11 protein-coding genes are annotated in these 5,403 nt (G+C 36.8%); 4 read left to right on the top strand and 7 right to left on the bottom strand.

Features of this window, described 5'->3' with window-relative positions; genetic code table 11:
• Positions 1-1,008, top strand: a 1,008-nt coding sequence (locus AC1DRF_RS15825; RefSeq protein WP_477741114.1) for a DUF3900 domain-containing protein, incomplete at its 5' end; no start/stop codon positions are given.
• A gap of 69 nt (positions 1,009-1,077) precedes the next feature.
• Here AC1DRF_RS15825 and AC1DRF_RS15820 read toward each other — a convergent pair.
• Together AC1DRF_RS15820 and AC1DRF_RS15815 are read right to left on the bottom strand one after the other, a co-directional pair.
• On the bottom strand, positions 1,078-1,257 hold the full coding sequence (locus AC1DRF_RS15820; protein ID WP_013056799.1) for an H-type small acid-soluble spore protein: 180 nt from the start codon (positions 1,255-1,257) through the stop codon (positions 1,078-1,080).
• A 77-nt stretch (positions 1,258-1,334) separates the two neighbouring features.
• Complete coding sequence (locus AC1DRF_RS15815; protein ID WP_427076225.1) at positions 1,335-1,694, bottom strand: hypothetical protein; 360 nt, start codon at positions 1,692-1,694, stop codon at positions 1,335-1,337.
• 220 nt (positions 1,695-1,914) lie between these two features.
• Between AC1DRF_RS15815 and AC1DRF_RS15810 the strand changes: the two genes are divergently transcribed.
• From AC1DRF_RS15810 to AC1DRF_RS15800, 3 genes are all read left to right on the top strand, one after another.
• Positions 1,915-2,223 (top strand): hypothetical protein, encoded by a 309-nt coding sequence (locus AC1DRF_RS15810; protein WP_477741113.1) that lies wholly within the window; start codon positions 1,915-1,917, stop codon positions 2,221-2,223.
• A gap of 141 nt (positions 2,224-2,364) precedes the next feature.
• Entirely contained in the window at positions 2,365-2,511 is a 147-nt protein-coding gene (locus AC1DRF_RS15805; protein WP_013056796.1) for a hypothetical protein, read from the top strand.
• A 129-nt stretch (positions 2,512-2,640) separates the two neighbouring features.
• Positions 2,641-2,853 (top strand): hypothetical protein, encoded by a 213-nt coding sequence (locus AC1DRF_RS15800; RefSeq protein ID WP_427076226.1) that lies wholly within the window; start codon positions 2,641-2,643, stop codon positions 2,851-2,853.
• Between the two features lie 60 nt (positions 2,854-2,913).
• Here AC1DRF_RS15800 and AC1DRF_RS15795 read toward each other — a convergent pair whose 3' ends face one another.
• From AC1DRF_RS15795 to AC1DRF_RS15775, 5 genes are all read right to left on the bottom strand, one after another.
• Entirely contained in the window at positions 2,914-3,348 is a 435-nt protein-coding gene (locus AC1DRF_RS15795; RefSeq protein WP_477741112.1) for a MerR family transcriptional regulator, read from the bottom strand.
• Positions 3,349-3,586: 238 nt separating this feature from the next.
• Entirely contained in the window at positions 3,587-3,724 is a 138-nt protein-coding gene (locus AC1DRF_RS15790; protein WP_013082926.1) for a hypothetical protein, read from the bottom strand.
• Between the two features lie 147 nt (positions 3,725-3,871).
• Entirely contained in the window at positions 3,872-4,480 is a 609-nt protein-coding gene (locus AC1DRF_RS15785) for a methyltransferase (RefSeq protein ID WP_477741111.1), read from the bottom strand.
• 59 nt (positions 4,481-4,539) lie between these two features.
• Entirely contained in the window at positions 4,540-4,716 is a 177-nt protein-coding gene (locus AC1DRF_RS15780; protein WP_013056791.1) for a hypothetical protein, read from the bottom strand.
• Positions 4,717-4,811: 95 nt separating this feature from the next.
• On the bottom strand, positions 4,812-5,403 hold a 592-nt coding region (locus AC1DRF_RS15775), incomplete at its 5' end, for a poly-gamma-glutamate hydrolase family protein (protein WP_477741110.1).

Genomic DNA, 5,403 nt, shown 5'->3' with positions numbered 1-5,403 from the left:
GCTTCTAAACAATATAAGCATTTTCAAACGCTTGATACAGAAGAATATGACGAAAGTTCCATTAAAGATTTTTTAGACGGTGAATTTAAAAAAATTGTAAAACGCAAAGTAGAGCGACACCCCAAAGCAGAACAAGTGCCTACAAAGCTCGGGTATTTTATAGTTGAACCAGGCCACGCTCTCGACTCAAACCCTAATTATAATTTATTTCACCGCACTCGTTTTGCCACAAACAAAGAAGAATTTGAAGAAAATAGCGAACAGTTTATCAATGCATACCTTGATACTGCAGCCGTTCGAGGAGGAGCATTTTTAGTTGTATCTGCTGTTCCAAGAAAATATTTTGATCATGCTTTTGTGTTTATTTTAAAATGTGACTTCGAACCAAAAGTGGCTTCAATTTCAGATGAATCAACCCTTATTCGTCACGTAGAAATGGCGATTACTACTAAAAACATGAAATCTATTCAATACCCATACATGCCTGAAGAAGGCATGGTCGAAGAAAGTGAACTCGTCATACATCAAGCGTCTCACGCCCGTTACTTTGAGGACTTCTTGAAATTTATTGACTACAACGAGCCGATGCCTGAGGTTATGAAAACACAAGTGATGGATATGGTGCGTGAACACGTCAGCGAAACGTTTGAAGCAGAAAGCGTAGAACTCGAACAGTTTGAATCCGACATGGAACTGTGGGCAACAAGTGAAAAGCGTGAGCTTCAAGAACGTTTAGATACGCATCAAGTCATGGAAGCTGCTGCTCATATCGTCGAGCATACGCCTGATGCAGAGCTTAAAATGAAGCTTGGCGAAACAGAGATTAAAGGACTGTTAGCTGATTTCGGGGAAAATATTCACTTAGCAAAAGTGAACGGACGCTACGTGGCGTTAATTGAAGCAGAATCGATTCTGTTTGAAAAAGGCGCGTCTCCAATTGAGTTTCATAAGCCAGGTGATTTGCACGGGATTATTGAAAAGATCAGCAGTAAGAAATGGGAAGAATAAATAAAAGCTAGAGAGCTATGTAGCTCTCTAGCTTTTATTTAACTGAAAAACCAGCTCTATTTATCCACCTTAATTCTCTACTAATTGGCTCACGGAAACATTTTGTTCATTTTCCGGCTGACCTAGCGGATAAATTCTTACCGTATCATTTTCTTCGCTTACATGTTGAATATAAACGGCCGTATCGTTATACGTAACGTTAGCCATAACGGGTGAATCAGCAATTTGTTTTGCTCGCTGCTTGTCCACGTTTCTTCCCCCCTCTATGCTGATATACATATAAGGTTTGTTTAAAGAATAGATGCTATTCGCCCCCTAGAGCAGTTCTACCGTTTTTTAGCAGTGCGGTAGCCAAGGTAAAAAACGAAAGAAGTATAGATAATGAATGCAGCTCCAGCCAGCAAGAGCATTTTGTGATGATGCCAAAGGGCCGCATATGTTTTGATGAAGATTCCCTTTGTAAGTAAAATATATTGATACACAATAAAAGCAACCACTAAAGCAAGAAACAGCAATCGAAACAAACGCATGAAATCAATGTTAGATAAAATGGAAGCAGCTTTTACCCAGGGCGATGTAGGAGGCTGCGCTTTTTTAGTGCTTCGGCTCTTCGACTTTTGTTTCTTTGCAGGCGGAGCTTTTGATTCTTCTATTTTAGGTGCTGGTTTTTGTTTTCCTTGAGCCATCGGTCACTTTCCCTCTTTCTTAAATAAAGTGTCTAAAAAAGAAGCTTTTCTATTTTGCATATTCAAGACAAGACCGGCTATCTCCTTTTGACTTTTAAAAATACTTTCCTTTTTTAAATACAGAATGTCTTTAGGTATGTGCCTATAGCATTTTTCTTATCTTCGCATACGTTATATCGTGTTTGATTTGAAATTACTATGTAAAAGGAGCGGTGCCCTAATGAACCCTTATTATTTCAACCCTGGATACAGTCCTCAGCAAGTTGATTACTCAGTTCAACAATACTATCCCCCTTACGTACCACAGCATGAAGAATACGATGAAAGACAGCAGCTTCAAAATCTTGGAGGATTTGAACGAAGAATTCGTGCCCTTGAGAGACAAAATGAGGAGCAAGTCAGAGAAATTACTCGTTTAAATCGTGTTGTGGAGCGACWTACTGATCGTATAAACAGATTAAATCAGCGCTTACGCAATGTAGAAAGAAGACTTAACATTCCATTTACAGCAAGCCAGGACGGATTTTAAACTCACCTTAAGCATTCCCGTTTCTTTTGAGCGAGAATGCTTTTTTACATGTCTTCTGTCATTTTTGATAGCACACAGGATATTTGATTAAACTTTACATAAAATAAAATTTGACTATGAAAAAGAAAAGGAGAAAATCACATGAAATCCCCTGTTGTTATTTGTCCTAACTGTCATTCTCAAAAAGAGCTTGCTACCGTTTTAACTGCTCAGTCCAATCAAAACGTTATCTATACATGCTCAGCTTGCGGCTATAAGCTGACAAACATTAAAACAAGCAAAGGATAATCAGTATCTCTCACCTCACTTAGTACCTATACTCAATACGTTCTTCTGTCCATATACAAAAATTAACGTTTACGTAAATGTTATTATTTTTGTATACTGATAGTATTATGGGAAAGGGAGTTGAAGAAGTTGAAGTTTAAAATGAAGGAACGCGGGCAGCTGCATTTGAGTCCGGAAGGAAAACAATTAATTTTAGACTTGTACGAATCAAATATGATGGAATCTGTAAATGAAGCTTTGGATGCTGAAACAAGAAGCTTTCACAGTGGAAAAGCCGATGGAATACAGGCTATTTTACTTTTTTTAGGGGTACAGCTAGAAGAAAACACTTCACAATCATAAATGAATGCCCTATAAAAACCGTAAAAGCAGACGCACTCTTCTGGTGAATGCGCCTGCTTTTCATGATTCTTCCTGCTCAAATTTTACAATTGCAGTCTTAGCACGATCTCTCAATGACAGAAGGTCAGACTCTACTTTTAAGATATTTTTCTTTTTCTGTTCAATCRGCTTGAGCTGCTCTTCTACCGTATGTAACACTTGCTCTAACTTTTCTTTTTGTTGACTTGTTCCTTTCACTTGCCTATAATCCATCTTTTGTATTTCAAGAGTATCACTTAAAGCAAGAAATTCCTGTAATTCTTGAAGTGAAAAACCCATGACTTCTTTGGCATTCGTAATTTTCTTTAAAAATTCTACATGTTCTTCAGTATACAGACGAAATCCACCTTCACTTCTTGGAGGTGCTGGCATCAGTCCAATTTGTTCATAATAACGAATCGTACGTTTTGTTAAACCGCTTTGCTTCGCTACATCATCTATTTTTAGTTCACTCATTTTTAAATCCCCTTTAATCAATTCACAATGTCAACTTTTCATACTTGTTACTATTATACACTAACGCTAGATATCTCAAAACAAATCTGAACAGCTGTGCACTTATTTAAAAATAAATAAGCAAWTTCTTTACCCTTTTTTAGAGTAAAAAAATTGCTTATACAGTATATGCTGGATTCTTTTCTCTAAAACCTTATCATAAGTGCCGTTTTTGTTAATTTACGATTTAGCATACAAATTAATAAATTTGTTTTTGAGAGTTCTTATTTCTATCTACTAAATGTTTATTAACTTGTATGTAGCCTTCTCTTTCTGTACTAGCCCCGCCTGCGCTGAGTACACCGATAGCCACGCATGCTATCCAACCTAATTTCATTATAACAGAAAGCGCTTACATAATAAAGTGTTATGCTTTAATTTCTAAAAAGTTATAAATACAATCAGCAGGTCTTTTTCCACCTCCTGCTGATTTGTTAAATAGAACCGGCAAGATCCAGTATTATCAAACAGTAAATAGATCGTCTTAATAAGCTACTTTATAAATCAAAAACCGTTCATATGGGTTTTTACGATCCAACTCTGGCAGCATTACCTCTTCTTTTAAAATGAAAGAAGGATGTTTTACGAGGTGATGAAGATAATCCTCCGAACTATAATATAAAATCAAATCAATCTCGCGCTTATTCTCTTCCCACGAAAGCAAAATATTGTTCACTACTTGGATAAAGATTTGAACTGAAAAAGGATTAAAAAAATAAAAGCAGTTGTCTAATGGATGAATCTTATATTCCTGGGCTAAACAACACTGAAAATGAATAGGATGTTTGCGGCCCTTGGCTTTTTTCAAATAGCGCCTCTGGTTATCTATGGCCTGCTCATAAAAGTGTTCATTCATTTCTATCCCTACGGCGGTGGCATTGCACAGGTAGTTCACATAAAAATTCAGCCTTCCTTTTCCACATCCGAAGTCGACAATTCTATCACTGCTTGTTAGCTCATACTGAGTGAAAAGTGTTTCTAATGCACTATAAGGCGTGGGTTCRTAACGATGGTAATGAAATGAATCATTAAATCCCTTTTGTTCTCCCGTTGTTTTTATATTTAATAAAGCGTCATAATATTGCTCGTTCATGGCCAATCTCCTGTTTATAGTTGTTGAAAAAGAGAAAGAAGGACAGATGCCCTTCTTTCTCACTCTACTTTCACACGCATTTCTGATATTTTAAGACCAATCTCTTCGATTAACTGCACAGCTTCCGCTCGCTTTTGATCATCTAATGTGCTGATTCCCCGTACGTCTACGCTTTTTAAATATCGATAAGAGGCTTTAAGACGTTCTAAGGTATCTTCTTGGTCAAATGTTTTCATGATTATCTCCTCCAGTATATGTAGTTACTATATGTATACCACAAACATGTCCGTAATAAATCTAACCTGTTTAATAAATACTAAACGTATCTGATTTATCTAAGAGGAAATGCACTTCTAATAGCTGATATATACTCAAAAAATTCTTGGGTTTTCGAATTTTTACGTTCATTTCTCGTGTTAGTTGCAAAAAAAGCTTCTCTTTGCGCTTTACTTATCTCAATTTGCACACCCATCCGCCTAGCTGTTTTATTGGTTATATTTCTAGGGCTTGTACCGGAAAAAGGGTCTTGATCTGATAAAGTTTCTGTACTAAAACCTTTGGAAACAAGCGCTTCATACACTTTGGATCTTAATGCCTTGTCAGCACCGCCGATTTTAGTGTGTTTTTCACTTTTATCATTGTATCCATGAAAAGATACGGCATAGTCTTCTTTCGATATAATAGTTAGCGCATGAGGTTCATCAAAATGAGTGGATGTGATATGAAGATCGGCATTTCCTGCTTTCTTTAACCCTTCAAATATATAGTACGAGTATTCGTTTCCTGCTAGCCCAACAGCAAGTTCGGATGTTCCAGTTTCGATACCTCCGCCGTGTATCGCAAGCATAATAATGTTAGAAGGTCTGATTTCGAATTGAATTTTGTAGTCTTGATTGTATACTTCATGAGAGGCAAGTTCAGAG

It is taken from the genome of Priestia sp. P5_B4 (assembly GCF_056400385.1).
The sequence above is the reverse complement of the archived record's forward strand: the minus strand, read 5'-3'. Positions and strand labels throughout refer to the sequence as shown.